The organism is Herbiconiux sp. A18JL235, assembly GCF_040939305.1.
In the GTDB taxonomy this organism is placed as follows: Bacteria; Actinomycetota; Actinomycetes; order Actinomycetales; family Microbacteriaceae; genus Herbiconiux.
Genome location: NZ_CP162511.1, coordinates 1,346,185 through 1,369,095, shown reverse-complemented (window position 1 = coordinate 1,369,095; position 22,911 = coordinate 1,346,185). Strand labels below are relative to the sequence as shown.

The window sequence follows — 22,911 nt, the reverse complement described above, 5'->3', positions numbered from 1 at the left end:
GACGGTGTGCGTGTAGGAACCTACTCCACCTCCGCGGTGGTCGGGAGAAGCTCGCCGTGGCAGAAGGGACGCGCGGGTGCCGTCCCCGGCGGCGCCTACGCCCCGCGCAGCGACGTGGTCATCGATTGCAGGATGCGGAACGCGGTGCGCTGGTCGTCGGGGCCGAGACCGGCGAGCATCCGTCGTTCGACCTCGCGCACCGCGGCACTCGCCGTCTCCAGCTGCCGGCGGCCGTGCGGCGTGAGGCGGGCGGGGAGGACTTTGCCGACACGATCGGAGTCGGGCCGGCTGACGGACCCTTCGCGCTCCAGCGCCTGGAGGAGCACGTTCATCGATTGCCGGGTGACGAAGGCGCCGCGCGCGAGCTCGGAGTTCGACAGGCCAGGCCGCTGGGCGAGCAGTTCGAGGCAGGAGTAGTGGGTGATCGTCATACCGAGGGGGCGCAGCACCTCATCCATGGCGGCGCGGAGGGCGCTCGAGGCCTCCTTGAGGAGGTAGCCGAGCGACGTGTCGAGGTCGATGCGTGCCGGGTCTTGACTCATGTCAGTAGTCTGACATACTTGCAGGGAGCGATGTCAAATAACTGACACGCCGGATCGAAGTGGAGAAGCCCATGCCCGTCATCGGACCCGATTTCGTCTCGCTGCAGGTGCGCGACCTCGATGCCTCCCAGTACTTCTACGAGAAGCACCTCGGGCTCGTGCGCTCACAGGCCGGCCCGCCGCACGCCGTGGTGTTCGAGACCTCGCCGATCGCCTTCGCGCTGCGCGAGGTGGTCGCGGGAACCGACCTCGACTCCATGCCCCAGCCCGGGGTGGGAGTGGCGTTGTGGATGCTCGCCACCGGTGTCGACGACATCCACGCCGGCCTCGTCGCCGGGGGCGTGAGCATCGTGGCTGAGCCTCTCGACGGTCCGTTCGGGCGCACCTTCACGTTTGCCGACCCCGACGGTTACCACGTCACGCTCCACGACCGCGGGTGAGGTGGTGCGGGGGCGCGGGTGGGGCACCGGCGGGCGGCGGGTGAGGGTGCGAGCGCAGGCGGCGGCTCGCGAGAGGGGGTGCGGGGCGGCGGCCCGCGGGTGGGCGTTGATGGTGCGGCTCTCGGGGAGACGGCTTCTGCCCGCGGGTAGGGCGACGTCGGGTGGCGTCAGTCGTCGGGGGTGGCGGAGCGGCGGGCGCGGGAGCGCTGACGGAGATAGGCGATGACGGCGGAGCCGACGGTCACCACGACGAGACCGATGAGCACCCACTCCATGTAGCGCTCGACGATCGCTGCGACCTCCGGGATGGAGCCGAGCGCGTATCCGACTCCGATGACGAGCGTCGACCAGAGAACGGCACCGAGCGCGTTGTAGCCGATGAAGTGCGAGTACTTCATCTTGCCGACACCGGCGGCGACCGGAGCGAAGGTGCGCACGACGGCGACGAAGCGCGCGATCGTCACCGCCCAGCCGCCGAAGCGGTCGAAGAAGCGCTGGGTGCGGTCGACGTTCTTGCGGCTGAAGAACCCGGAGTCGCGGCGTTCGAAGACGGAGGGCCCGGCGCGCCGGCCGATGACGAAACCGAGCTGGTCGCCTGAGAAGGCGGCGAACGCGACCGCCGCGACCACGAGCGCGATGGGGACGGGGACGGCGCCGGTGTAGGTGAGCAGTCCGGTGAAGAACAAAAGGGTGTCTCCCGGCAGGAAGAACCCGATCAACAGACCCGTCTCGGCGAACACGATCGCGCAGACGATGAGGAGCCCCCACACCCCCGCGCCCTGGATGGCCGCCTCGACACCGAACAGATCCGCAGGAGCCATACCCGCGACCCTACGCCGGTCTTGCGCTCACGCACGCCGCGCTACTCAGCGAACGCGCGCCCCGATGGATGAGAGGAGAATCCGGCATGCGGGGCGGCCCTAGAGGGGGCCGAGGAGGTGGCGGTTGACGGCGGCGGCGACGCGGGCGCCTGCGCCGGCGGCGACGATGAGCTGCTGGGGGCCGGGCGGCGTGATGTCGCCGGCCGCGAAGAGGCCCTCGACCGAGGTGGCACCTCGGGAGTCGACGACGACGTAGCCGTCGGGGTCTCTCTCGAGCTCGGACTCGAGCGTCTGGGCGAACGGCAGCGGTACCGACCACAGCGGGCGCACGAAGCCGCCCGAGCGCGCGATCGTGGTGCCGTCGGCCAGCACGACGCCGGTGAGCCCCGAGCGGTCGCCCACCACGTCGGAGAGCTCACGACGCTCCACGACGACGCCGCGCGCGGCCAGAGCCGCCTCCTCTGCCTCGGTGACGACGTGGGCGCCGCCCGTGAAGACGATGAGATCGTCGCTCACCTGCGAGACCAGCACCGCGCGCTCGGCGAGATCGGGGGTCGAGCCGATGAGGGCGAGCGGCTCGTCGCCCTTCTCGAACCCGTCGCACTCGATGCAGCTGTGAAGGCTGGTGCCGTAGTAGGCACGGATGCTCGGCAACGCCGGCAGAGTCTCGGCGAGCCCGCTGGCGAGCACCACCACCGATGCGGAGACCTCACGATCGGCGGAGCCGCGCACCCCGCGTGAGGAGATGCTGAAGACACCCGTCTCGGCGTCGCGCCGCAGGGAGCCGACGAGTCCCTGGTGGAACTCGGCAGTGGGGTACCCCGCGAACTCCTCTCGGCCCAGCGCGCGCAGCTCGAGCGGCGAGACGCCGTCGCGGGTGATGAACCCGTGCGAGACGAGCGTTGCGGAGTGCCTGGGGCGGTTGCTGTCGAGGATGAGCACCCGTCGCCTCGCCCGCACCAGGTTCAGGCCGACCGACAGCCCGGCAGGGCCACCGCCGATGACGACGACGTCGTAGTGCTCGCCGCCCGCGACCCCGTCGACCTCAACGCCTGCGGCAGCACCCGCAGCACCCACGCCACCCGCCGCCTCCACGCCGCTCACCGCGCGTTCGCCAGACGCACGAGCCGGGCCACGGTCTCCTCCTTGCCGAGGATCTCCATCGACTCGAACAGCGGTGGCGAGATCCGCCGCCCCGACAGCGCCACCCGAAGCGGCCCGTAGGCGACCCGCGGCTTGAGCCCCAGCCCTTCGATCAGCCCGGCCGACAGCGCGGCCTGGATGGACTCCGCCGTCCACTCCGACACCGGCACCTCCTGCAGCGCGCCGATGGCGGCCGCCAGCACGACTCCGGCGTTCTCGGGGAGCGAGCTCAGCGCATCCGGAGCGTAGTCGAGCTGCTCGCTCGAGACGAAGAAGGAGGCGAGCAGCTCGGGTGCCTCTCCGAGCAGTGCCATGCGCGTCTGCACGAGGGGCGCCACCGCGGCGAGCACCTCCGACTGCTGCGGCGTGAGCGGAGTGGTGACGACTCCCGCCGCCTCGAGGTAGGGAACCAGCCGCGACGTGAAGTCGTCGACCGAGAGCAGGCGGATGTGGTCGCCGTCGATCGACTCGGCCTTCTTGAGGTCGAAGCGGGCCGGGTTCGGCAGCACGTCGACGACGTCGAACGCGGCGACCATCTCGTCGAGCGTGAAGACGTCGCGATCGGCCGCAAGCGACCAGCCGAGCAGCGCCAGGTAGTTGACGAGCCCCTCGGGGATGAAGCCGCGGTCGCGGTGGTGGAACAGGTTCGACTCGGGGTCGCGCTTGGAGAGCTTCTTGTTGCCCTCGCCCATGACGTAGGGCAGGTGGCCGAAGCGTGGCACGAATGTGGTGACGCCGATCTCGATGAGGGCGTGGTAGAGCGCGATCTGCCGGGGTGTGGAGGAGAGCAGGTCTTCGCCGCGCAGCACGTGGGTGATGCCCATGAGGGCGTCGTCGACCGGGTTCACCAGGGTGTAGAGCGGATGCCCGTTGGGCCTCACGATGACGAAGTCGGTGAACGAACCGGCCGGGAAGGTGATCTCGCCCCGCACCAGGTCGTCGAAGGAGAGGTCGGTGTCGGGCACGCGCAGCCGCAGCGCGGGCTCGCGGCCCTCGGCGCGGAAGGCCGCCTTCTGCTCCTCGGTGAGGTCGCGGTCGACGTTGTCGTAGCCGAGCTGCTTCGCCCGGCCGGCGGCCTCGTTGCGCGCGTCGATCTCCTCGGCGGTCGAGAAGCTCTCGTAGACGTGGCCCGACTCGAGCAGCCGGTCGATCACGTCGCGATAGATGTCATAGCGCTGCGACTGGCGGTAGGGGGCGTGCGGGCCGCCCTTGTTCACCCCTTCGTCCCAGTCGAGGCCGAGCCAGGTGAGCGCGTCGACGATCTGCTCGAAGCTCTCTTCGGAGTCGCGCGCGGCATCCGTGTCTTCGATGCGGAAGATCAGCTTGCCGCCCGTGTGCCGGGCGTAGGCCCAGTTGAACAGGGCGGTGCGCACGAGACCCACGTGGGGGGTGCCGGTGGGCGACGGGCAGAACCGGACGCGCACGTCGGTGCCGGTGGCGGTGGAGAACGGATGCGGTGAAGTTGCGCTCATGACCCGCCAATTCTAGAGGGGCGAGGCGGGTGCCCGCCGGGAGGGTCGCTGCCTGTGGAGAGAATGCCGCCTGTGCAGAAGGGTGGCACGCTGAGGGGATGGCGAACGCGAGGACGGCGGTGCGCGAGGCCAGCGACAGCCCCGTGTTCCAGGTCGTCGCACGGTCGGGATTCGCCGTGAACGGGCTCATCCACCTCATCGTCGGCGGCATCGCGATCGGAGTCGCGGTGAGCGGCGGCAGAGGCGGCGAAGCCGACCCGACCGGCGCACTCAAGGGCATCGCGCAGACACCCGGCGGCTTCGTCGTGCTCTGGGTGGCCCTGGTGTGCCTGTTCGCGCTCGGGCTCTGGCAGGTGGCGGCGGCCGTGCTCGTTCCCCGCGGCGGCGACGAGCCGCGAGACCGGATGCGGCGGTGGGGCAGGCGGGTGACCGAGGCCGGCAAATCGCTGGTGTACTTCGCGCTCGGCGCCACGACACTCGCCGTGGCACTCGGCAGCAGGGCCAGTTCGTCGGAGTCGGCCACCGATCTCAGCGCGCAGCTGCTCGCCTCACCGGGCGGCGTGTTCGTGCTCGTGGCCATCGGGCTCGCGTTCGCCGGCGCCGGGATCGGATTCATCTCGATCGGCGTGCGGCGCACCTTCCGCAAGCTGATCGTCGTTCCCGAAGGGGCGTGGGGCGCTGCGGTGACGGTGCTCGGGCTCGTCGGCTACATCGCCAAGGGGATCGCGCTCGGAGTGGTGGGCGTGCTGCTCGTGGTCGCCGCACTGGCCCTCGACGCAGAACGGGCGACTGGGCTCGACGGCGCCCTCAAGTCGCTCGTCGCTCTCCCCTTCGGCGTCGCCATCCTCATCGCCGTGGGCATCGGCCTCATCGCCTACGGCCTCTACCTCATCGCCCGCACCCGTCTGGCCCGCTTCTGAGCCCGCGGGGGCCCACCGGCGACCGGCACGCCCGCGCGCGCCCCGCGGGGGCCCACCGGCGACCGGCACGCCCGCGCACGCCCGCGCGGGCCCGCCAGCGACCAGCACGCCCGCGCACGCGCGCGCCCGCCGACCCTAAGCGCTCCGCAGCATCTTCAGGCGGGCGAGCAGCGCGGGGCCGCGCCGGTCCAGCAACCGGCCACCCACCCGCAGGCCGATGGCGAGGAAGACGGCCCCGAGCACCACCCCGACGGCGAGCGTCAGCCACCCGAACAGCGCCGACGAGAACACCAGGCTCAGCACGGCGAGCACCACGGCGGGCAGCAGCAGGGCCAGCGAGACCCCCCAGGTCGCGAACCCGCTGAGCATGGTGGTGAACCCGGCGCCGGGGGCCGACTTGAACGGGTTGTCGCCCGCCTGCGGCACCGGCACCACGATGAGCGCCGAGGAGACGCTCACCACGGCGTAGCCGCCGAGGAGGGCCGCCGCGTCGAGCCCGAGCAGCATCGGCAGCGACCCCCACGACGAGGTGACCCCGGCCGTGACGAGGGTCGCCACCAGCACGACGGGCACCGCGATCACCGAGACGGCGAGCAGCCGCCCGAGCCGGTCGGCGCTCCCCCGCACCCCGTCGGCGAGGTGGGTGGCGAATGCCGTGCCGTCGTAGGAGATGTCGGTGTAGAGCGCCAGAGAGAGGAAGAACGCGATGAGCGGCCCGCACAGGTTGAGCAGCACGGGGTTGCCCATGTTGGTTCCGTAGAACCAGAGGAACACGGGGATGAGCGGCACCATGATGAGCTGCCGCGCGTAGCGCGGGTCGCGCCGCCAGTAGGTGAGGCAGCGGGCCGCCACGGCCCCCGTCGGCGTCGCCGGGAACAGCTGGAACAGCCCTGTCTTGCCGCGCGCGACCCGGCGGGAAGCGGATGCGGGCGGCGTCACGAGCGCGACGGCGAGCGCCCGCCGCCAGATCACCACGAGGAGAGCCAGCGTCGCCAGGGCGATGAGCAGCTTGGCACCGGCGGCGAGCCAGTCGCCCGCCGCCACATCGACCGGCACCGCCCACGCCGCGCCGAGCGGCGACCAGGCGAGCCCGCGCGCGAGCTCGGGCAGCACGTCGGCCGAGGTCGCGAGCCCCCGCGTGATCCCGATGATGATGGGGCCGATGAGCACGATGGGGATGAAGATGAGCACTCCGCCGAGCTCGCGGAAGCGCCGGTTCGCCTGCAGGCTCGACGACAGCGCGGCGACCGTGCGGGAGCCCACCACGCAGATGACGAGCCCCAGGATGCCCGCGGGCACGGCGACGATCGCGGCGACCGGTGCGTGGGTGATCCAGGGCAGGAAGGTCGCGATCGCGACGACTCCCGTCACCATTCCCGGCACACCGAGCACGCCGGCGAGGGTGAGACCGACGAGCAACTGCTTCATCGACAGGGGGAACACGACGAGCCGGGCCGGGTCGAGGGTCTGCTCGATCCCGAAGGCGACGAGCGGGACGACGATCCACCCGAGCACGAGGGCGGAGCCGGCCAGCACGAGCACCGTCGAGATGAGCTCGACCGGCGCGAAGTTGAGGGCGAACAGCCCGGCCACCGCGGCGAAGAGCACGCCGAGGCCGTAGAGTCCCCCGATGATGACGGCGACCAGCTGCCAGGGGCTGCGCTTCAGGGAGTTGCGCAGCACCAGGAAGCGGAGCTTGATCAGCGACGCAACCATTCCGGCCCCTCCGCGTGGGTGCGGCCTCCGACGAGGTCGACGAAGCGGTCTTCGAGCGTGGAGCCCGCCCGCACCTCGTCGACCGTGCCGGCGACCAGCACGGTGCCGTGGGCGACGACGGCGACGTGGTCGCACATCCGCTGCACCAGGTCCATCACGTGGCTCGACACGATGACCGTGCCCCCACCTTGCACATAGCCGGTGAGGATGTCGCGGATGTTCGCGGCCGACACCGGGTCGACCGACTCGAACGGCTCGTCGAGCACCAGCAGTTTCGGCGCGTGCACCAGTGCGCAGGCGAGCGCGATCTTCTTCGTCATGCCCGCGGAGTAGTCGACGACGAGGGTTCCCGCCGCCGACTCGAGGTCGAGCAGCTTCAGCAGGTCGCCGGTGCGCTCCGCCACCTCGGCGCGGTCGAGACCGAACAGCAGGCCGTTGTAGGTCACGAGCTGCTCACCGGTGAGCCGGTCGAACAGCTTCACGCCGTCGGAGAGGTTGCCGACGAGCGCCTTGGCCTTCAGCGGCTCGCGCCACATGTCGACGCCGTGGATGAGCGACTGCCCGGCATCGGGGTGCAGCAGCCCCGTCGCCATCGACAGGGTGGTGGTCTTGCCGGCGCCGTTCGGGCCGACGAGCCCGTAGAACGAGCCCACCGGCACGGTGAGGCTGAGGTCGTCGACCGCCACCTTCTGCCCGAAGACCTTGCGCAGCCCCGTCAGCTGCAGGGCGGGTTGATCGGACATGCGCGTCCCCTCACGTGTCGTGTTCCGAGTGCGGCCTGGCGGCACGGATGCGTGACGCGGCCCCCTCCACCCTGCCTGCCGCATCCGTCTGGGACAAGCCGACCCTCCGGCGTCGCGGAGAACACCGCGATGTCGGAGGGCCGGTTCAGGAGGCGGCGAAGGCGCCGGGTCGACGGATGCGCGTCAGGCAGCGACCTCGGCGGAGGCCTCTTCGACGACGGAGGCGGCCGAAGCGGCCGTGGCGGCCGGCGCGTGCAGCGGCTCGAGCGCCTTCGACCACGCCACGAGCTGGTCGAGCATGGTGTCGACCTGCGGCAGCAGGTGCTCCCCCGGGGTGAAGACGGAGAAGTTCTCGAACTCGGTGATGAGCGAGATGGCGACCTGGGCGCGCACGGTCGCCAGCTGGAGCTCGGAGGCGATGAGGCGGAGGTGCTCCACCGCGCGGGCACCGCCCACGCCGCCGTAGCTCACGAACGCCGCCGCCTTGTTGTTCCACTCCTTGTAGAGGTAGTCGAGGGCGTTCTTCAGCACACCCGAGGTGGAGTGGTTGTACTCGGGGGTGACGAACACGAATCCGTCGAACTCGTCGATCCTCGCCGACCAGGCTTTCGTGTGGTCGTTCTGGTAGACGCCCCAGGCCGCCGACCCGGGCTCGTCGAGGTGGGGCAGCGGGTAGTCGGCGAGGTCGACGAGCTCGAACTGGGCGTCGCTGCGGCGCTGGGCGATCTCGAGCACCCACTTCGCGACGGCTTCGCCGTTGCGTCCGGGTCGGGTGCTGCCGAGGATGATGCCGATCTTGGTCATGGTGTCCTTCACTGTCGTGGGTTGGGAACGTCTCGCGCCCGCGGCGCGTTGCCCCTCGTTGAACGCCGTCGCGACGGGAAAAATCCCGCCCGCGGCCACGCACTTTGAAGTGCCTCAGGCACACGGAAGGACGTAACGCGCCATGACCGACCTCTGCGAGGCGACCCCCTCCGTGCGCGTCATCGTGCGCGACCTGTTCGGTCTCACGAGCGACCGCTGGTCGATGGCGGTGGTGCGTGCGCTCTCCGGAGGCCCGTTGCGCTTCACCCGTCTCATGGCGGAGGTCGAGGGCGTGTCGCACCGGATGCTCACGAGAACTCTTCGAGGCCTCGAACGCGACGGCCTGGTCGCCCGCACGAGCTACCCCGAGTCGCCTCCGCGGGTGGAGTACCGGCTCACCGAGCTGGGCCGCTCCTTCGACGAGCCGGTGAGCGCCTTCGTGGAGTGGGCTCACGCGCACCGGGACGAGATCGAGCGCAGCCGTGAGCGGTTCGACGCGTGAGCGGGCCGCGGGCGACGCGACGCGACGAGACGGCGGGCGGTGGCGCCCGCATCCGCTAAAGTTCTGAGTGACTCGTGTGCTGCCGCCCGGCACGCCTGACGACGAAGGAGCGATCGACGTGACTGCTGTGCTGTGGCCCGAAACGCCGGTGAAAGAGCTGAACAAGAAGGTCGCCGGAGGCGTCTTCGTACTGTTCTGGCTGACCGCTCTCGCGCTGTGGATCATCGCTCCGAACATCGCCGACCCGCGCCTCGGCGCGTACGTCATCGACACCGGCCTGGTACTCGCCTCCGTGGGCTTCGCCGCCCCGCAGATGTTCTCGCGCCGCGCCTTCGGCGCCGTGCTCGCCGCCGCCTTCCTGGCGCTCGGCCTGTTCGCCCTCGGCGACTTCCTCGAGATCACGGTGCTCAGCTACTTCCTGCGCATGTTCGTGCCCTTCATCGCCCTGCTCTCGGCCCTCTACGCCGCCGCCGGCAAGCTGAAGGTCTGGTACTGAGTTCCTCGCGACGCCGCTCCTCGCGCGGCGTCGACGGCCTGTGGACGTGCGGGCGCCACACCCGGCATGCGGTCGCACGCGCCGGCCGCGTCGCCGGGTTGGCCCGTTCGAAATCGCAAACGTCGCGGCAGCCGAGCCTCCCACGGGGCCGGATGCAGCGACGTTTGCGATTTCGAACGGCCATGTGACGAAACCGAACTGTACGCGCCACGAAACACGCGCGACACACGCCTGCTCTAGCGTCGATGCCATGAGGATCGCGCACGAATCGGAGGGCTTCTGCCCCTGGTTCTGCCTGCGTCGCCAGAGCGGCCACCACAACACCTCTGTCTTCTCCTTCAACTCCTGACCGCGCCCCGCGTCGGGGCACCCGTCTGCCTTCCGGCGGACGGCCCCGCGCGACGGGCCGCTGCGCGAACCCCTCTCCCCTCTGAGGCGAGCCGGTTCGCGTGTCTGACGTGAGCATCCGCTCGTCTCCCTCCTCCGGGAGCGGGCGCGGAACGAGGAGATTCCCCCATGCGTCTCGACGACGTCTGCATCGTCAACAGCGATGTCACCGCGAGCGACGACTTCTACCGTGAAGGCGTCGGACTCGAACGGCGGATGCGCAACGTGCGCTTCGCCGATTTCCTCCCGGGAAGCGGCCCCCGGCTGGCGATGTGGCTGCGGCCGAGCATCGCCGAGACCGTCGGGCCGAGCTACCCCACGGCCCAGGGTCTGCCCTTCCGGGTCACGCTGGCACTCCCCGATGCGGCGGCGGTGGAGGCGGCGGCCCGCCGCATCCCCGGTGCGGCGCGGCTGCCCGGCACGGGGGCGGTGGTGACCGACCCCGACGGTTTCGTGACGGTGCTCACCGCACCCGCCGCGTCGACGGGCCCGGGCATCACCTCGGTCGAGCTCGCCGTCTCCGATGTCGGGCGCACCGCCGACTTCCTCGAGCGCATGGGCTTCGTGCGCCGGGGAGTCGCGTCGGACGCCCGGGTCGAGTTCGACGGCGGTGACGTGACGCTGACCGTGCTGGCAGCCTCGACCGTCACGCCAGAGGCGGTCGGTGAACCCGACACCTTCACCCGCTCGGGCGGCCACGTCATGCTCGCGGTCGAACTCGACTCCGGCGAGCGCGTCGACGAGCTCCACGCCGAGCTCAAGGCTCGCGGGCTCGTCGACTCGGGGCCGCCCGCGGTCTACGAGTGGGGCGCTCGCTCGTCGTACTTCGTCGACCCTGACGGGTACATATGGGAGATCTATGCCTGGGTAGAGACCCCGCGCTGATCCTCCGCTCCCCGCTTCACCCGCTCCAACACCACCTTTCCCGCACCACCACCCCATCCCGCACCACCCGACCCTCCACGACAAGGAGCACCTCATGTCCCTCCCCACTCCCACCCGTCGCCTGCTCGCCGCGGCGGCACTCGCCACGGCCGGCGCGCTCGCCTTCACCGGCTGCGCCTCGGCGCCGAGCGATGCCACCGACGCGACGGGCGCTGCCGGCGCGAGCACCGCATCCGGTGACTTCCTGCCCTGCATCGTCTCCGACGAGGGCGGCTTCGACGACCAGTCGTTCAACCAGCTCGGCCTCGAGGGCGTGACGATGGCGGCGGATGCGCTCGGCACGAAGCACATCGACGTTCAGTCGCAGACCGAGAGCGACTACGCACCGAACATCCAGAGCCTCGTCGACCAGGGCTGCACCACGATCGTCACCATGGGCTACCTGCTGGCCGCCGCGACCGGGGAGGCGGCGACCGCCAACCCCGACGTGCACTTCATCATGGTCGACGACGCCACCATCTCCGCCGACAACGTGAAGGGCGTGGTGTGGGACACCTCGCAGGCCGGCTTCCTCGTGGGCTACGCCGCGGCGAGCTACTCGACGACGGGCAAGGTCGGCACCTACGGCGGCGCGCAGATCCCGCCGGTGACGCTCTACATGGACGGCTTCGCGCGTGGCGTGCAGTACCACAACGAGCAGAAGGGCACCGACGTGCAGGTGATCGGCTGGAACCCCGACACCCAAGAGGGCCAGTTCACCGGCAACTTCAGCGACATCAACGCGGCGAAAGTGCTGTCGCAGGGCATCCTCGACCAGGGCGTCGACGTGATCACTCCCGTCGGCGGGCCGATCTACCAGGGCGCCGCCCAGGCCATCCGCGAGTCGTCGAAGCCTGTCGCGCTCGTGGGGGTCGACACCGACATGTACCTCTCCGACCCGGAGTACGACGACATCTGGTTCACCTCGATCGCCCGGGACATGCCGAAGTCGATCTCCGAGGTCATCCAGGCCTCCGCCTCGGGCGAGTTCGACAACGAGACCTACGTCGGCACCCTCGAGAACGGCGGCGTGCTGATGAGCCCGTTCCACGACTTCGAGTCGAAGGTCGCCCCCGAGCTGCAGGGCGAGCTCGACGACATCGAGGCCGCGATCGTCGCGGGCGACATCACCATCGAGACGCCCTCCGCCCCGTAACCCACCCGCCCGCTCACCGAGCCGTCGCCATCCGCCCTTCCCGCGCATCCGAGGGGCGGATCGTGACGGCTCGGTGGGGGGCCCGCACCCGAAAGGCACGCATGCGCGAGCTCATCTGCATCACCGACCCGGGGCAGGAGCAGGCCGTCGCCCTGATGACGATCTTCGCCTCGCCCGACGACTTCCGCGTGCTCGGCATCATCGCGAGCGCCGGCAACACCACGCTCGAGAACACCGTCGAGAACGTGTTCAAGGTGCTCGAGCTGGTCGGCGTCGACGACGTGCCCGTCTACAAGGGCGTGCCCAGGCCGCTCGTGCGCCCCCTCGTCACCGCCGCGCACGTGCACGGCGAGACCGGGCTCGACGGCTACGACTTCCCACCCGTGCGCGGCCGGGCCGAGGAGGAGTCGGGGGTCGCCGCCCTCATCCGACTGCTGCGGGGCGCCCCACCCCACTCGGTCACCATCGCCCAGTTCTCGAGCATGACGACGCTCGCCGTCGCGCTCACCGAGGCACCCGACATCGCCCGGGGCATCGCCGAGATCGTCATGATGGCGGGCGCCTACTTCGAGGTGGGCAACATCACCCCGGCCGCCGAGTTCAACGTCTACGTCGACCCGCACGCGGCGGCGATCGTGCTGGGCTCCGGCGTGCCGATCGTCATGCTCCCGCTCGACATCACCCATCAGCTGCGCAACACCCGCGCCCGACTCGACGCCTTCTCGGCGACCGGCACCGAGTGCGGCAGGGCAGCGGATGCTCTGCTCACCTTCTCGGAGACCTTCGACCTCGCCAAGTACGGCTGGGACGGCGCGCCGCTGCACGGCCCCGTGGTACCGCTCTACCTGCTGAGGCCGGAGCTCTTCCACGGCCGCACGATCAACGCCCGCGTCGAGACCGGCAGCGAGCTCACGATGGGCATGCTCGTGGCCGACTACTGGCAGATCACCGGGCTGCCGCAGAACGTGTTCTACGCCCGTGACGTCGACGCCGATCCGTTCTACGCCGAGCTCACCACCCGCCTCGCCCGGCTACGCTGAACCGTGCGCACCCTCTGGCGAAACGCCCTCCTGCTCGCCTGCGACGACGAGCACGGCACCACCCCGTTCCGCGGCGACCTCCTCGTCGACGGCAGCGACATCGTCTCGGTGACGGATGCGCGTCCGGCCCGCGTCGACGACGTGACAGAGGACGACACCACCGTCGTCGATGCCACCGACCTCTTCATCACCCCGGGTCTCGTGAACGCCCACACCCACTCCTGGGAGGTGCTCCTGCGCGGCACGAGCGAACCCCTGCCGCTCGAGATCTGGACGCTGCTGAGCTACCCGCCGGAGGGGGTCGAACCCGCCTCCGAGCGCCTGGTCTACCTCCGCACCATCGTGGCGGCGGTCGAGGCGCTCCTCGGCGGCGTGACGACGGTGCTCGACGACACCGGCGAGCTGCCGATGCAGACCCCGGAGAGCACCGAAGCGCTGTTCCGCGCCTATGACGACGCGGGACTCCGAGCCACCTGCGCCGCCAGCACCGTCGACGTGCCGCTCGTCGACCGGCTGGCGTTCGCCGAGGAGGTGCTGCCCGCATCCGTCATCGAGGCGTCACGCGCGGCGATCACCGACCTCGACGGGCTCCACGACGACTACGTCACCCTCACCGAGACCGCGCGGGCGATGGCGGCGGGCTTCGCGCGCATCCGTGTCGCCCTCTCGCCGAGCGCCCCGATGCGGGTCACCGACGACTACCTCGTCGACTGCGCGCGCCGCGCGCGTGGGGCGGGTGAGGTGCTGCACACCCACCTGCTCGAGACGGTGCTGCAACGCGAGCTCGCCCGCACCCGCTACGACGGCAGCACGATCGTGGAGCACCTCGACCGGCTCGGGGTGCTCGGGCCGAACCTCACGGCGGCGCACGGGGTGTGGCTCAGCGACGGCGACCTCGAGCTGCTCGCGGCCTCGGGCACGAGCGTCGTGCACAATCCGCTGTCGAACCTCAGGCTCGGCTCGGGGATGCTGCGCTGGCGCGACCTCCACGATGCCGGCGTGCGCGTGGCGCTCGGCACCGACGGCGCTTCTAGCAACGACTCGCTCAGCCTGCACGAGGTGATGAAGGCCGCCGCGCTGCTGCACACGCTCGACGACCCCGACTACCGGCGCTGGCCCGTGGTCGGCGAGGTGCTGCGGGCGGCGACGGTGAACGGGGCGCGCGCCGCCGGATGGGGCGATCGGGTGGGGTCGCTCCTGCCCGGGCTCGCCGCCGATCTCGTGGTGTACGACCTCACCGCGGGCACCGCGTTCACGCCCCTCCACGACGCGGCCCGGCAGCTCGTGCTCGCCGAGAACGGCAGCTCGATCAGTCAGGTGTGGGTCGACGGGCGCCTCGTGGTCGAGAACGGGCGCTGTCTGCTGATCGATGCGGATGCGCTGCTCGCCGAGTTCCGCGAGGAGTCGGCACGCTACCTCGAGGAGCAGCTACCGCGGTGGAGGGCGTTGCAGGAACGGTTCGAGCCCGCCGTGCGCACGGCGTACCTGCGCGCGTGGGGCGAGGCGACCGCGGAGGGCGATCGCTGAGGTCGGCGCCCCGTTCGATGTCGTCGGCCGCGGCTAGACTGGAGCCCTGACCGGCCACGTGCGCCGGTGTGGTCGTGCGGGCGAGGAGTTCTGCAGATCCGAGGCTGGAAACCTCCGGCATCCGCACTTCCCACCTGGAGGTCTCGTCCGTGTCCCTTCCCGCATCCGCCGGCCGCGCATCCGCCGGCCGCTCGTCAGCCCGCCGCGCGCCCAACAAGTGGTGGGCGCTCGCCGTGCTCGCCCTCACCCAGCTCGTCGTGGTGCTCGACAGCACCATCGTCAACATCGCACTGCCGCAGGCGCAGCAGGAGCTCGACCTCACCGACGGCCAGCGCCAGTGGGTCGTCACCGCCTACGCGCTCGCCTTCGGCGCCCTTCTGCTGCTCGGGGGGCGCATCGCCGACTACTGGGGGCGCAAGCGCACCTTCCTCGTCGGAATGGTCGGCTTCGGAATCGCCTCGGCGGTCGGCGGCCTGGCGCAGAACGGCATCGAGCTCATCGTGGCCCGAGGCTTCCAGGGGCTGTTCGCGGCGATGCTCGCGCCCGCCGCGCTCGCGCTGCTCACGGTCACCTTCACCGCGGGCCGCGAACGTGCCACGGCGTTCGCCGTGTTCGGCACCATCGCCGGCGCGGGGGCCGCCGTCGGGCTTGTGCTCGGCGGCGTGCTCACCGAGTTCGCCGACTGGCGCTGGTGCCTGCTCGTCAACATCGTCTTCGTGGCGGTCGGGTTCGTGGGCGGCCTCCTGCTCGTCACCGAGTCGAAGGCCGACGGCGACAACCGCTACGACGTGTGGGGTGCTGTGACCGTCACCCTCGGACTCGGCTCGCTCGTCTACGGCTTCAGCCTCGCCGAGCACGGCTGGGGCGAGGTCGACACCCTGGGGTTCCTCGCGCTCGGGGTGGTGCTGCTCGTCGTGTTCGTGCTCATCGAGCGCAGGGTCGCACAACCCCTGCTGCCCCTCCGCGTCGTGCTGAACCGGGTGCGTGGCGGGGCCTTCCTCATCCAGGCGGTGGTGGGCAGCGTCATGATCGGGGTGACGCTGTACCTCACCTTCCACCTGCAGATCGTGCTCGGCATGGCCCCGCTCGAATCGGGGCTCGCCAACCTCCCGCTCACCATCGCCATCATGTCGGTGGCGCCGGTGGCCACCCGGTTCCTGCCCGTCGTGGGCCCGCGAGCGCTGCTCATCGCCGGGCCGCTGATCGTCGCGATCGGGCTCGGGTACCTCAGCTTCATCACGGCGGGCGGCGACTACTTCGCGCAGGTACTGCCCGGGCTCGTCATCATGGGCATCGGCATGGCGCTGGTGTTCGTGCCGCTGCAGAACCTCGCGCTCACGGGCGTCGCACCGCACGACGCCGGTGCCGCCTCGGCGACGGCGAACTCGGCGATGCAGATCGGCGGGTCAATCGGTCTCTCGGTGTTCACCGCGCTCTACGCCGGTGTGGTCGGCGGAGCGACGGTGACGGATGCGGCGTCGCAGCTCGCAGCGTTCACGAGCGGCTACTCGGCGATCTTCCTCGCCGCGGCGGGCGCGATGGTGGCGGCTGCGGCGATCGCCGTGTTCGTCATCCGCGGTCGCAAGGAGGAGCTGCTGCCCGAGCGCGGCGCGCCGGCTGTCGTGCACGCGTAGCGGCGGGCGCCGGGCGGCGCGCGGGGTTGAGATGATGGGGGCATGACCCTTCGTCTCCACCTCGTGCGCCACGGCCAGACCACCCTGAACGCCGAGGAGCGCGTGCAGGGCTGGGACGACTCCGCGCTCACCGCCGCCGGGCTCGCCGGGGTGCGCGAGACGGCCGAGGCGCTCCGCGAGGTCGCGTTCGTCGCCGCCTACGTGTCGCCGCTCGGGCGCACGATGGCGACCGCAGACGAGATCCTCTCCCATCACCCGCTCGTGAAGCCCGTGCTCGACGACCGGCTCAAAGAGCTGCACTTCGGCAGCTACGAGTCGCGCCCGACCCTGTCGCTGCTCGAGGTCGGCGACTTCGCCACCATCGGCGCCGGCATCACGGCCGGTACCTTCGAGGGTTTCGGCGGCGGGGAGCACTCCCGCGACTTCGTCGCACGCATCACGCAGGCCTTCGACGACATCGTCGCCGCGCATCCGGAGGGCGAGGTGCTCGTGGTGAGCCACGGCGGCACCATCCAGACCCTCATCGCCCGCGTCGCGGCCTACTCGGGACCGCCGCTCGCGAACGCCAGCGTCACCGTGCTCGAGCGCACCGCCGACGGCTGGACGCTCAGCGCGTAGCGTTCGAAAACGCAAACGTCGCGGCATCCGAGCCCCATACGAGGCCGGATGCCGCGACGTTTGCGGTTTCGAACAGGTCCCGCGCGTCAGCGCCGGGTGGCGTCGTCGACCTCGCCGACGAGCTCCTCGATGATGTCTTCGAGGAAGAGCACTCCCGTCACCGTGCCGTCGGCCGTCTGCGAGCGCGCCACGTGCGAGCCCGAGCGGCGCATCACGGCGAGCGCGTCTTCGAGGTCGGCGTCACGTGCCACCGAGGTGAGGCGACGGATGCGCTTGCCCGGCACCGCCTCATCGAACGTCGACCCCGCGGTGAGGTCCATCACGTCCTTCAGGTGCAGGTAACCCGTGGGCTCCCCCGACCCGTTCGTGAGGATGTACCGCGAATAGCCGTGCTCGGCCACCGCCGCCTGGATGGCCCGCGGCGACGAGTCGGGCGCCAGCAGCACCATCTCGGCGATCGGCACCTCGACGTCGCTGACCTTCTTCGCCGTGAACTCGAATGCCGCCGAGAGGGTGCCGGAGGCATCGGTCAGCACACCCTCGCGGGTCGACTGCTTCACGATGGTCGCCACCTCGTCGAGCGTGTACGTGCTCGTCGCCTCGTCTTTCGGCTGCACCCGGAACGCGCGCAGGATGAGGTTCGCGATGCCGTTGAGCGACCAGATCACCGGCCGCACCACCTTCGACACGAACACCAGCGGCGGCGCGAGCAGCAGCGCTGCCCGATCGGGCACCGAGAAGCTGAGGTTCTTCGGCACCATCTCGCCGAACACGACGTGCAGGAAGGTCACCAGCACCAGTGCGATGACGAACGCCACTCCGCCGATGAGCTCGGGGCTGAGCGGGGTGAGCGCGAGCGGGTACTCGAGCAGGTGGTGGATGGCGGGTTCGGAGACGTTCAGGATGAGCAGCGAGCACACCGTGATGCCGAGCTGGCTGGTGGCCAGCATGAGCGTGGCGTGCTCCATCGCCCAGAGCGTCGTCTTCGCGGCCTTGCTGCCGGCCTCGGCGCGCGGCTCGATCTGCGAGCGGCGGGCTGAGATGACGGCGAACTCGGCGCCGACGAAGAAGGCGTTCACGACGAGCAGCACCACGAGCCACACGATTCCGGGGATGATGTCGCTCATCGGGCGTCCTCCTTCTCGGCGTCTTCGGTTCTGCGGGCGGCCTCGGCGAGGGGTGCGGTCAGCGCGGCGTGGGCCGCATCCTCCGACTCGGCGAGCGGGATGAAGCGGATGCGGTCGAGTCGCACCCCGTCGACGCGCTCGACCCGCAGCACACCGCCGTCGATGGCGACCTCGTCGCCGAGCTCGGGCAGGCGGTCGAGCTCGTCGATCACGAAACCGGCGACGGTCTCGTGGCCCTCGTCGTCGTCGGGAACACGGATGCCCGTGCGCTCGAGCAGCTCGTCGGGCCGGAGCCCGGCGTCGAACACGACCGAACGGCCCGTGCGCACCACGCCGGCGTGAGCCCGGTCGTGCTCGTCCTCCAGCTCGCCCACGAGCTCCTCCACGAGGTCTTCGAGGGTGACGACACCGGCGGTTCCGCCGTACTCGTCGGTGACGACGGCGATCTGGAAGCCGCTGCCCCGCAGGAGGCCCAGCAGGGTGTCGATGCCCATCGACTCGGGGATGCGGAGGGGTTCGACCATGAGGTCGCCGACCCGCGCATCCGCCTGCCGGTCGAGCGGCACGGCGAAGGCCTGCTTCACGTGCACCACGCCGACGATATCGTCGACGCCGCCGTCGCCCGTCACCGGGAAGCGCGAGTAGCCCGTCGCCAGGGCGAGCGCGACGACCTCGGCCGCCGTCGTGGCCGGAGTGACGCTCGCCATGCGCACGCGCGGGGTCATGACGTCGGAGGCGTCGCGCTCGGCGAAGCGCAGCGTGCGGTCGAGCAGGGTGGCGTGATCGCTGTCGAGCATGCCCTCGGTCGCCGAGCGGCGCACGAGCGAGCTGAGCTCCTCGGCGGTGCGGGCGCCCGAGAGCTCCTCCTTGGGCTCGATGCCCATGGCACGGATGAGCGCGTTCGCCGTGTTGTTGAACAGCAGGATGACGGGCTTGAAGACGGTGGTGAACAGCGTCTGGAAGGGCACCACGAGCTTCGCGGTCGCGAGCGGCAGCGCGAGCGCGAAGTTCTTAGGCACGAGCTCGCCGATCACCATCGAGAACAGCGTCGCGAGCAGGATGCCGACGACGGCGCCCACGCCGGGCACGATCGTCTCGGGCACGCCGATGCCGATGAGCGGGTCGCGCAGCATCGACGAGATCGCCGGCTCGAAGGTGTAGCCGGTGAGGAGGGTGGTCAGCGTGATGCCGAGCTGCGCACCGGAGAGGTGCGTCGAGGTGATGCGCAGGGCCTTGATGGTGGGGCCGAGGCGCCTCTCGCCGCGCGCCTGGCGCTGCTCGAGCTCATGCCGGTCGAGGTTGACCAGCGAGAACTCGCTGGCCACGAAGAGGCCGGTGCCGACGGTGAGCACGAGGCCCACGCCCACCATGATCCATTCATACAAGGGGCAGCCCCCTGAGAGTCGGACCGGTGGTCAGAGTGTCAAGGGGCGTCGATCTGTGATGAGGAGGGTCGTCCATAGTCACGGCAGACTACCGGCCCCTCATGTGAAACGTCTATGAGGGGCCGGGGCTGCGGCGCGGCCGGGGCCGGTGCCGGGCGTCGGACGGGGCCGGTGGCGGGCGCCTGCCGGGGCCGGATGCGCGTCAGGCCGAGATGCCGGCGTCGCGGAAGAGCTTGCGCAGATCGACGACGAGCTGCTCGTCCACATCCTTGTGACGAGGCTTGGTGATGACGATCCGGCCCTCTCCGAGCTTCACGACGAACTTGCCGTCGTGCTCCTCGGTGACCTCGGCCACCTCGTTCAGCAGACCGATCACGTCGTTCCACTCCAGGTTGCGCGTGGTCGGGTGCGCCTCGATGCGCTGCAAGGTGGTGCGGTGGTGCTGGCTGAGGTGCTCGGGGGTGCCGGCGTCGGTCATGGTCTCTCCTCGAGGGCGGTGGGCTCCGGCGGGCCGGGAGCCGGGTGATGGCATCCGTTCGGTGCCGTGTCACCGCTCACAGTAGCGCCGACGGGTATCGTCGAGGGATGCGCTGGGTGATTCCCCGTTGACCGCCCGTTTCGAGGTCGTGACGATGTCGCAGCATCCCGTCGAGGTGCTCTTCGACCGTGCCCGGAGCATCGACGAGCACGTGGGGTCGATGTCGGGCACCCGCGAGCGCGCGGTCGCCGGGGTGACGAGCGGGCTCATCGGCGAGGGCGGAGAGGTGACCTGGGAGGCTCGGCACTTCGGACTGCGGATGCGGTTGTCGAGCCGGGTGACCGAGTTCGCGTACCCGACGCGGTTCGTCGACGAGCAGGTGGCGGGGCCGTTCGGGGCGTTCCGGCACGAGCACGAGTTCTCGCCTGCGCCGGTGAGCTCCGCCTCGGACGACTCGGCGACGGCGGACTCGCCGGTGCTCGACCCGGCGGCGATGCTCGACCCGGCGGCGATGGGCGGCACGGGCGGCGGCTCGATGATGATCGACCGGGTGGAGTTCCGGGCTCCGTTCGGGCCGCTCGGGCTGATCGCCGAACGGGTGGTGCTGCGGCGGTATCTGCGACGGCTGATCGAGGAACGGGGGCGGTACCTCGCGGCGTGAGCGCGGGCGGGGTGCCGCACCACGAGGTGCGGGATCGACCGGGGCAGGCTCGTGCTCGTCGAGGTGGTCTCGGCCGCGGTCGCCTGCCTCGAGCTCGGGCGCCGAGGGCGCAGGCGTTGGCTCTCGCTCGCCGTTGCCCTTGTGGTGGCGGTTCACGTCGTGCTGCTCGGCGTCGGGCTGGACGACGCCGGACTCGCCGGACTCATCGTGCTCGGCCTCGCCCATGCCCCGCCCCGCCACGCCCCGCGGACTCGTCACTCGGCGCCGAGCTCCTCCTCGAGCTGCTCGGCGGTGAGGCGGTCGCCGGCGGTCGGACGGCGGAACGACGTGTGCTCGGCGTGCTCGCGCTCCCGTGCCGCTGCGGCGTCGGCGTCGGCGTCGGCTTCGCCCGCGTGGGAGGCGTCGGCGAGTTCGGAGTCGATCTCGCCGTCGAGGTCGTGGTCGCGCGGGTCGGGCTCGGGCGCGGGCTGCCCCGCCGGGAGGAACGGCTCAGAAGAAGACATGAGCCGAGGATGCTGTGCCCGCGTGAACACCGCGTGAACTCCCGGAAGGAGTGTCGCGCCTCGATGTCGGGTCGCCGAGGCGCACCATCCGCCGGTCTCCTACGTCGCCGTGACCGTCAGCGTGGGCGACGCCGGTGCCGTGGCGGAGGCGACCTGCAGGCCGACCCGCACCTCCTGGCCGGGGGCGAGGGCGGCGGCCCAGTCGCTACCGGTGCAGGTGATGGAGACCTTCGGCTTGACGGTGCAGCTCATGCCCCAGGCGTTCACCACGGAGGTGGCGGCGGGGTCGCTCCAGGTGGCCGTCCACGAGGAGGTCGTGCCGGTCGACCTCACGACGAGGTCGGCGACGTAGCCGTCGCCCCACGAGCTCTGCAGCTGCCAGCTGGCCTGCACCCCGGCAGGAGCCGCGGTGGGAGCGGGGGTGGGTTTCGGGGTCGCCGTCGCCGTGGGCTTCGGGGTGGCCGTGGGAGTCGGCGTCGGCTTCGGGGTGGGGGTCGTGGTCGGCTTCGGGGTGGGGGTCGTGGTCGGCTTCGGGGTGGGGGTCGTGGTCGGCTTCGGGGTGGGGGTCGTGGAGGGCTTCGGGGTGGCCGTGGGTGGCGACGCGGTCACCGTGGGGACGGGGGTGACCGTGGGTCTCGGGGTCGCCGTCACCGTGGGTTTGGGGGTGGTCGTGGGTGCAGGCGTGGGCGTCACCGTTCCGCCGGCGCCGAGGATCGGGCGGAGGGCCTGCACCTTCGCGGTCTGCGGGGTCGTCCAGTCGTCTTTCACGAGTCCGCCGGTGTCGCCGCTGTTCGGGTTGAACGACCAGTAGGCGAAGCTCATCTTCTTCGAGCCGAGGTAGCTCACCAGGCTCGCGAGCCACTTCTTGTCGCTCTCGGTCTCGTACTTCGTGCCGAACTCGCCCAGCAGAACCGGTGCGATCTTCTTCGTCGAGATGAAGCCCCAATTCTTCTCCCAGACCCCGGCGAGGTTCGCGGGGTAGTTCGCCGCCTGGAACCACGACTGGTTGAACACCGTCGACGGGTAGTCGTGGGGCGAGTAGACGACCTGGTTCGCCACCCTGAGTGTGACCGGCTTGCCGGCGACGCCAGAGAGCCCGCCACCCCACCAGGTGGAACTGCCGTCGGGCTGGCGTTCGACGCCCTCCACGACGATCAGCAGCTTCGGGTTCACGGCGAGCACGGCGTTGCCCGCACGGGTCGCAGCGGCCTGCCAGTCGAGAGACGGGGTGCCGCAGCCCCAGCAGGCGCTGCCGTGCGGCTCGTTGTGCAGGTCGACGCCGATGACCGTGGGGTCGGTCTTGTAGCGGGAGGCGAGCATCTTCCAGTCGGCGATCCACTTCGCCTCGCTGTACTGCCCGGTGTACCAGAGCTCGGACTGACCACCGGAGTCGGGCCGGTGCCTGTCGAGGATGACGCTCAGGCCGTAGGCCTTGGCCCGGGCGATGACGCGATCCATCAGCTGGAGCGGACTGAGCGCCCCGAGCCCCGGGTTGACCTGCTCGTTGATGGAGTTCGGCTTCGCCTGGGCGAGGCACTCGTTCGAGAACGGCAGCCGGATCGTGTTGAACCCCATCGAGGCGATCTGCGCGAGGCCGGAGTCGAGCGAGATGCTCCACAGCCCGTGAGGGGCGCAGTTCGAGGTCTCCATGCCGAACCACGCGACTGCCTTGATGACGTAGTCGGAGCCCGACGCGGTCTTGATGCTCGCGCCGCTCGTGTGCAGCCAGCCCGGCTGCGTCGCCGCGGACGCCGTTGACGCCCCCGACCCGGCGGTCGCCGGGACGACGAGCCCCGCCACCACGAGCGCGAGGGCGGCGAGCCCGGCCGCGAGGCGGCGCCGCCGGCGGGGCGCGGAAGCGGGCATCGGTTC

Annotated in this window: 23 protein-coding genes; 11 read left to right on the top strand and 12 right to left on the bottom strand. The window is 70.8% G+C overall.

The annotated features are described in order from the left end of the window. Positions 1 to 95: 95 nt before the first annotated feature. Positions 96 to 542, bottom strand: coding sequence for a MarR family winged helix-turn-helix transcriptional regulator (locus tag ABFY20_RS06340; protein ID WP_368499097.1), 447 nt, complete (start codon positions 540 to 542; stop codon positions 96 to 98). A gap of 71 nt (positions 543 to 613) precedes the next feature. On the opposite strand from ABFY20_RS06340, the gene ABFY20_RS06335 reads away from it, so the two are divergent. Next, entirely contained in the window at positions 614 to 982 is a 369-nt protein-coding gene (locus ABFY20_RS06335; RefSeq protein WP_368499096.1) for a VOC family protein, read from the top strand. 167 nt (positions 983 to 1,149) lie between these two features. Here the strand turns inward: ABFY20_RS06335 and ABFY20_RS06330 are convergent, their stop codons facing one another. From ABFY20_RS06330 to gltX, 3 genes are all read right to left on the bottom strand, one after another. Then, positions 1,150 to 1,803, bottom strand: a complete 654-nt coding sequence (locus ABFY20_RS06330; protein WP_368499095.1) for a DedA family protein — start codon at positions 1,801 to 1,803, stop codon at positions 1,150 to 1,152. 99 nt (positions 1,804 to 1,902) lie between these two features. Next, on the bottom strand, positions 1,903 to 2,880 hold the full coding sequence (locus tag ABFY20_RS06325) for an NAD(P)/FAD-dependent oxidoreductase (RefSeq protein WP_368499742.1): 978 nt from the start codon (positions 2,878 to 2,880) through the stop codon (positions 1,903 to 1,905). Between the two features lie 23 nt (positions 2,881 to 2,903). Continuing rightward, positions 2,904 to 4,418, bottom strand: coding sequence for a glutamate--tRNA ligase (gene gltX / locus ABFY20_RS06320; protein ID WP_368499094.1), 1,515 nt, complete (start codon positions 4,416 to 4,418; stop codon positions 2,904 to 2,906). A 98-nt stretch (positions 4,419 to 4,516) separates the two neighbouring features. Between gltX and ABFY20_RS06315 the strand changes: the two genes are divergently transcribed. Next, complete coding sequence (locus ABFY20_RS06315; RefSeq protein WP_368499093.1) at positions 4,517 to 5,338, top strand: DUF1206 domain-containing protein; 822 nt, start codon at positions 4,517 to 4,519, stop codon at positions 5,336 to 5,338. A gap of 135 nt (positions 5,339 to 5,473) precedes the next feature. Here ABFY20_RS06315 and ABFY20_RS06310 read toward each other — a convergent pair whose 3' ends face one another. The 3 genes from ABFY20_RS06310 to ABFY20_RS06300 all read right to left on the bottom strand — a co-directional run bounded on the left by ABFY20_RS06310 (position 5,474) and on the right by ABFY20_RS06300 (position 8,601). Further along, positions 5,474 to 7,054: a transporter gene (locus ABFY20_RS06310; RefSeq protein ID WP_368499092.1), complete on the bottom strand. Its 1,581-nt coding sequence runs from the start codon at positions 7,052 to 7,054 to the stop codon at positions 5,474 to 5,476. Then, positions 7,039 to 7,797 carry an ABC transporter ATP-binding protein gene (locus ABFY20_RS06305; protein WP_368499091.1) on the bottom strand — a complete coding sequence of 253 codons (759 nt, stop codon included), beginning with the start codon at positions 7,795 to 7,797 and terminating at the stop codon, positions 7,039 to 7,041. The genes ABFY20_RS06310 and ABFY20_RS06305 overlap by 16 nt, the downstream gene beginning before the upstream one ends. Before the next feature lie 183 nt (positions 7,798 to 7,980). Then, entirely contained in the window at positions 7,981 to 8,601 is a 621-nt protein-coding gene (locus ABFY20_RS06300; RefSeq protein ID WP_368499090.1) for an NADPH-dependent FMN reductase, read from the bottom strand. A gap of 142 nt (positions 8,602 to 8,743) precedes the next feature. Here ABFY20_RS06300 and ABFY20_RS06295 point away from each other — a divergent pair, with 142 nt between their 5' ends. From ABFY20_RS06295 to ABFY20_RS06260, 8 genes are all read left to right on the top strand, one after another. Further along, positions 8,744 to 9,103 carry a winged helix-turn-helix transcriptional regulator gene (locus tag ABFY20_RS06295; RefSeq protein ID WP_368499089.1) on the top strand — a complete coding sequence of 120 codons (360 nt, stop codon included), beginning with the start codon at positions 8,744 to 8,746 and terminating at the stop codon, positions 9,101 to 9,103. A gap of 118 nt (positions 9,104 to 9,221) precedes the next feature. Then, positions 9,222 to 9,599, top strand: coding sequence for a hypothetical protein (locus tag ABFY20_RS06290; RefSeq protein WP_368499088.1), 378 nt, complete (start codon positions 9,222 to 9,224; stop codon positions 9,597 to 9,599). A gap of 516 nt (positions 9,600 to 10,115) precedes the next feature. Then, positions 10,116 to 10,871 carry a VOC family protein gene (locus ABFY20_RS06285; RefSeq protein WP_368499087.1) on the top strand — a complete coding sequence of 252 codons (756 nt, stop codon included), beginning with the start codon at positions 10,116 to 10,118 and terminating at the stop codon, positions 10,869 to 10,871. A 94-nt stretch (positions 10,872 to 10,965) separates the two neighbouring features. After that, entirely contained in the window at positions 10,966 to 12,066 is a 1,101-nt protein-coding gene (locus ABFY20_RS06280; RefSeq protein WP_368499086.1) for a BMP family protein, read from the top strand. A gap of 101 nt (positions 12,067 to 12,167) precedes the next feature. Further along, complete coding sequence (locus ABFY20_RS06275; protein ID WP_368499085.1) at positions 12,168 to 13,106, top strand: nucleoside hydrolase; 939 nt, start codon at positions 12,168 to 12,170, stop codon at positions 13,104 to 13,106. Between the two features lie 3 nt (positions 13,107 to 13,109). Beyond that, complete coding sequence (locus ABFY20_RS06270; RefSeq protein ID WP_368499084.1) at positions 13,110 to 14,633, top strand: amidohydrolase family protein; 1,524 nt, start codon at positions 13,110 to 13,112, stop codon at positions 14,631 to 14,633. 149 nt (positions 14,634 to 14,782) lie between these two features. Next, positions 14,783 to 16,267, top strand: coding sequence for an MFS transporter (locus ABFY20_RS06265; protein WP_368499083.1), 1,485 nt, complete (start codon positions 14,783 to 14,785; stop codon positions 16,265 to 16,267). 42 nt (positions 16,268 to 16,309) lie between these two features. After that, positions 16,310 to 16,885, top strand: a complete 576-nt coding sequence (locus ABFY20_RS06260) for a histidine phosphatase family protein (protein ID WP_368499082.1) — start codon at positions 16,310 to 16,312, stop codon at positions 16,883 to 16,885. A gap of 86 nt (positions 16,886 to 16,971) precedes the next feature. Here ABFY20_RS06260 and ABFY20_RS06255 read toward each other — a convergent pair whose 3' ends face one another. The 3 genes from ABFY20_RS06255 to ABFY20_RS06245 all read right to left on the bottom strand — a co-directional run bounded on the left by ABFY20_RS06255 (position 16,972) and on the right by ABFY20_RS06245 (position 19,875). Then, the gene (locus ABFY20_RS06255) at positions 16,972 to 18,012 is read right to left on the bottom strand and encodes a hemolysin family protein (RefSeq protein ID WP_368499081.1); all 1,041 of its coding nucleotides are present in this window, start codon (positions 18,010 to 18,012) and stop codon (positions 16,972 to 16,974) included. After that, a complete protein-coding gene (locus tag ABFY20_RS06250; protein WP_368499080.1) occupies positions 18,009 to 19,397 on the bottom strand; it encodes a hemolysin family protein in 1,389 nt (462 codons plus the stop codon). The genes ABFY20_RS06255 and ABFY20_RS06250 overlap by 4 nt, the downstream gene beginning before the upstream one ends. Before the next feature lie 202 nt (positions 19,398 to 19,599). Beyond that, complete coding sequence (locus tag ABFY20_RS06245) at positions 19,600 to 19,875, bottom strand: hypothetical protein (RefSeq protein WP_368499079.1); 276 nt, start codon at positions 19,873 to 19,875, stop codon at positions 19,600 to 19,602. A 154-nt stretch (positions 19,876 to 20,029) separates the two neighbouring features. Between ABFY20_RS06245 and ABFY20_RS06240 the strand changes: the two genes are divergently transcribed. Next, on the top strand, positions 20,030 to 20,536 hold the full coding sequence (locus ABFY20_RS06240) for a cyclase (protein WP_368499078.1): 507 nt from the start codon (positions 20,030 to 20,032) through the stop codon (positions 20,534 to 20,536). A gap of 254 nt (positions 20,537 to 20,790) precedes the next feature. Here the strand turns inward: ABFY20_RS06240 and ABFY20_RS06235 are convergent, their stop codons facing one another. Next, complete coding sequence (locus ABFY20_RS06235; protein ID WP_368499077.1) at positions 20,791 to 21,039, bottom strand: hypothetical protein; 249 nt, start codon at positions 21,037 to 21,039, stop codon at positions 20,791 to 20,793. Positions 21,040 to 21,138: 99 nt separating this feature from the next. After that, complete coding sequence (locus ABFY20_RS06230) at positions 21,139 to 22,905, bottom strand: cellulase family glycosylhydrolase (RefSeq protein ID WP_368499076.1); 1,767 nt, start codon at positions 22,903 to 22,905, stop codon at positions 21,139 to 21,141. Between the last annotated feature and the right edge of the window lie 6 nt (positions 22,906 to 22,911).

Bases quoted from the DNA above. Each gene is read 5' to 3' on its own strand.
- ABFY20_RS06340 (WP_368499097.1), bottom strand. From the start codon at position 542: ATGAGTCAAGACCCGGCACGCATCGACCTCGACACGTCGCTCGGCTAC.
- ABFY20_RS06335 (WP_368499096.1), top strand. From the start codon at position 614: ATGCCCGTCATCGGACCCGATTTCGTCTCGCTGCAGGTGCGCGACCTC.
- ABFY20_RS06330 (WP_368499095.1), bottom strand. From the start codon at position 1,803: ATGGCTCCTGCGGATCTGTTCGGTGTCGAGGCGGCCATCCAGGGCGCG.
- gltX (WP_368499094.1), bottom strand. From the start codon at position 4,418: ATGAGCGCAACTTCACCGCATCCGTTCTCCACCGCCACCGGCACCGAC.
- ABFY20_RS06315 (WP_368499093.1), top strand. From the start codon at position 4,517: ATGGCGAACGCGAGGACGGCGGTGCGCGAGGCCAGCGACAGCCCCGTG.
- ABFY20_RS06310 (WP_368499092.1), bottom strand. From the start codon at position 7,054: ATGGTTGCGTCGCTGATCAAGCTCCGCTTCCTGGTGCTGCGCAACTCC.
- ABFY20_RS06305 (WP_368499091.1), bottom strand. From the start codon at position 7,797: ATGTCCGATCAACCCGCCCTGCAGCTGACGGGGCTGCGCAAGGTCTTC.
- ABFY20_RS06300 (WP_368499090.1), bottom strand. From the start codon at position 8,601: ATGACCAAGATCGGCATCATCCTCGGCAGCACCCGACCCGGACGCAAC.
- ABFY20_RS06295 (WP_368499089.1), top strand. From the start codon at position 8,744: ATGACCGACCTCTGCGAGGCGACCCCCTCCGTGCGCGTCATCGTGCGC.
- ABFY20_RS06285 (WP_368499087.1), top strand. From the start codon at position 10,116: ATGCGTCTCGACGACGTCTGCATCGTCAACAGCGATGTCACCGCGAGC.
- ABFY20_RS06280 (WP_368499086.1), top strand. From the start codon at position 10,966: ATGTCCCTCCCCACTCCCACCCGTCGCCTGCTCGCCGCGGCGGCACTC.
- ABFY20_RS06275 (WP_368499085.1), top strand. From the start codon at position 12,168: ATGCGCGAGCTCATCTGCATCACCGACCCGGGGCAGGAGCAGGCCGTC.
- ABFY20_RS06260 (WP_368499082.1), top strand. From the start codon at position 16,310: ATGACCCTTCGTCTCCACCTCGTGCGCCACGGCCAGACCACCCTGAAC.
- ABFY20_RS06255 (WP_368499081.1), bottom strand. From the start codon at position 18,012: ATGAGCGACATCATCCCCGGAATCGTGTGGCTCGTGGTGCTGCTCGTC.
- ABFY20_RS06245 (WP_368499079.1), bottom strand. From the start codon at position 19,875: ATGACCGACGCCGGCACCCCCGAGCACCTCAGCCAGCACCACCGCACC.
- ABFY20_RS06240 (WP_368499078.1), top strand. From the start codon at position 20,030: ATGTCGCAGCATCCCGTCGAGGTGCTCTTCGACCGTGCCCGGAGCATC.
- ABFY20_RS06235 (WP_368499077.1), bottom strand. From the start codon at position 21,039: ATGTCTTCTTCTGAGCCGTTCCTCCCGGCGGGGCAGCCCGCGCCCGAG.
- ABFY20_RS06230 (WP_368499076.1), bottom strand. From the start codon at position 22,905: ATGCCCGCTTCCGCGCCCCGCCGGCGGCGCCGCCTCGCGGCCGGGCTC.